At 70.6% G+C, this 2,409-nt stretch carries 2 protein-coding genes and 1 pseudogene; 1 reads left to right on the forward strand and 2 read right to left on the reverse strand.

Features of this window, described 5'->3' with window-relative positions; translation table 11 throughout:
• Together AC1DU6_RS27545 and AC1DU6_RS27550 are read right to left on the reverse strand one after the other, a co-directional pair.
• Positions 1-356 (reverse strand): annotated as a pseudogene (locus AC1DU6_RS27545) (hypothetical protein); the annotation flags it as partial.
• Positions 357-462: 106 nt separating this feature from the next.
• Positions 463-1,962, reverse strand: coding sequence for a GAF domain-containing protein (locus tag AC1DU6_RS27550; protein ID WP_477861016.1), 1,500 nt, complete (start codon positions 1,960-1,962; stop codon positions 463-465).
• A 134-nt stretch (positions 1,963-2,096) separates the two neighbouring features.
• Here AC1DU6_RS27550 and AC1DU6_RS27555 point away from each other — a divergent pair.
• Positions 2,097-2,409, forward strand: a 313-nt coding sequence (locus AC1DU6_RS27555) for a BadF/BadG/BcrA/BcrD ATPase family protein (protein WP_477861017.1), incomplete at its 3' end; no start/stop codon positions are given.

The raw sequence follows: 2,409 nt of genomic DNA on the forward strand, positions 1-2,409 counted from the left end.
GCGCCCAGGCCGACCACCGCCAGCGCCGCCACCGGGTGCAGGCCGAGGGCCAGCAGCGCCAGGCCGAGCATCTTCACGAGGTTCATCGCGGCCATCACGCGGCCCTTGGCGAAGGCGTCGGCCAGTGGCCCGACCCAGGGCGCGAGCAGCACATAGGCGGCCATGAAGCCCACCTTCAGCAGTGGCGCCCACCACAGCGGGAAGCCCTGCTGCGCGAGCAGCGCGATGGCGACGATGAGCAGGGCGTTGTCGGCCAGCGCCGAGGCGAACTGCGCGCCGATGACGAGGCCGAAGCCGCGCGGCAGGGCGGGGCGTGCGGCGCAGAGTGAGTGGGTGTCGGAGGAGGTGGCGTGCACGAGTGCCGCACTGTGACAGTGCGGCGTGAAAAGGCGATGACGCGGCCGGATTCCGGGCAGCGAAAGGGGGGACTGCTCTTCAACAGCCGCGCTCGCCCCACGCGCCTCAGCCTCTGATCACCACCTCGAACAGCAGTGCCAGTTGGCTGGCGATCAGCAGCTCCTGGCGCGTCCAGGCCCGCGTCGTGCGGGCATCGACCAGCCACAGGGCGCCGGCCAGCTGCGCACCGTCATACAGGGGCACCTCGATACGCGCCTCGGCGGCGCCTTGCAGGCCGGACAGCTCGGCATGGCAGGGATGCAGGGCCGCATCCGGCAGCGCGAGCGGCGCGCCATGGCGGGTCAGCAGGTCGACGTAGCGCGGCTGCTCAGCGTTGCTCAGTCCGCCTTGGCCGAGCGGCCAACGGATCACGCTGGCCAGCCCGAGGATGCGGATGCTCGCCGCCTTCAGCTCAGCCAATGCCTCGGGCGGCGTTGCCGTGGACAGGCGCTGGCGCTGGCCGCACAGATGCAGCAGCAATTCCTCCGGCGTGACCGGCGTGCCGGCCTCCTCGGCCGGCGGCGCGGCCAACGTCGTGCGAGCGGGCAGGCTGAGGCGCTCGATCTCGGACTGCAGGGCCAGGTGTTGCCAGAGGTGGTCCAGTGCGCCGGGGGCATCGCCCTCCGCCTGCAGCAGCTCGGCCAGTTGCAGGTGGGCCTGGCGTGCCTGCGCACGAGCCTGGATGCGCTGGGCCAGGGCCAGGCCGTGGCGGGTCGAGCGCACGGCGGCGGCGTTGTCGCCGCGGGCCAGGGCGATCTCGGTCCAGGTGCGGCTGGCGGCCGCCTCCAGCCAGGGGTAGCCGTGGCGAGCAGCAATGTCGAGCGCCAGACGGCAGTCGGCCACGGCCCAGTCCATGCGCTGACGGGCCAGCGCTGCGCGGGCAAGATGCCAATGCGCCTCGGCCTCGAAGACGCGGTGGCCGCCGCGCCGCGCCGCGGCCAGGCCATGGCTGAAATGGCGCTCGGCGGCGGGCAGGTCGCCAGTCTCAAAACTGCCGACGCCGATGTTCAGCGCCAGCTTGGCGGCCAGGTAGCTGTCGTCGCCGCCGCCGAGCTTGAGTTGCTCGCCGGCGTCACGCATCTGGCGCAAGCCGCGCGCCCAGTCGGCCTGGGCGTAATGAATCTGTCCGAGGCCAATGCGCGCGGCCACGCCGGCCTGCAAATGACCGCTGACCTCCRCGAGGTCCAGCGCCCGCGACCATTGCTCACTGGCGAGCTGATACTCGCCCTGCTGGTAGGCAATACGCCCGAGCGCTTCGCAAACCCGCGCGGCCTGCACCGGGAAATGTCCGGCGGCTGCCAGCGCACCGGCTTGTTCAAGGGCCGGCAGCAATTCCAGTGCACGTCCGCGCGGCTCCAGCAGACCGAAGCGCGCGTAGAGTGCATCCACACCGACAGCGGTGTCGCCGGCCGTGAAAGCGTTTACGGCGAGCGATTCGAGCAGCCTGTCGGCCGCTCGCGGATGGCGGTGCGCGACGCGGCCAATGCGGCCCAGCAGATCGCCCAGGGCCTCGCTGGCGGCAGGATGAAGAATGAACACGGCGGCCGTTTCGGGTTGGTTTCTCACTGGTATTCTTGTCGATTCCGAGGGCGGGTGCGGCCTGACTGGGGCCAATCCGTAGCCTGCTTGAGTGGCCATAGACCAGTTTAAAACCAATTGACGGCCCCTGCCGTTGGTATTAGAGTGGTATCGACTGAATCATGTCGATCATGCCCCTCGTTCTCAATCCTTCACTTTTGACCTCCCGCGACTCTGGCCGCCCTGCGCGCTACCGGGTCGGCATCGATGGGGGCGGTACCAGCACCCGCGCCATCGTGGCCGACGTCGAGGGCCGGATTCTCGGCCGCGGTGAGGCCGGCGCTTCGGCCCTCGGCCAGGGCGCCGAGCAGGCCTGGCGCCCCATCGGCGAGGCCATTGCCGCAGCCGGCGTGCCGGGGCTGGCCTTGAAGGATTGCGCCCTCGGCCTGGGCCTGTCCGGCACCGGAGTGCCGGCGCAATTGCAGGCCTTTGTTG

The sequence above is a fragment of the Roseateles sp. P5_B10 genome, assembly GCF_056400485.1.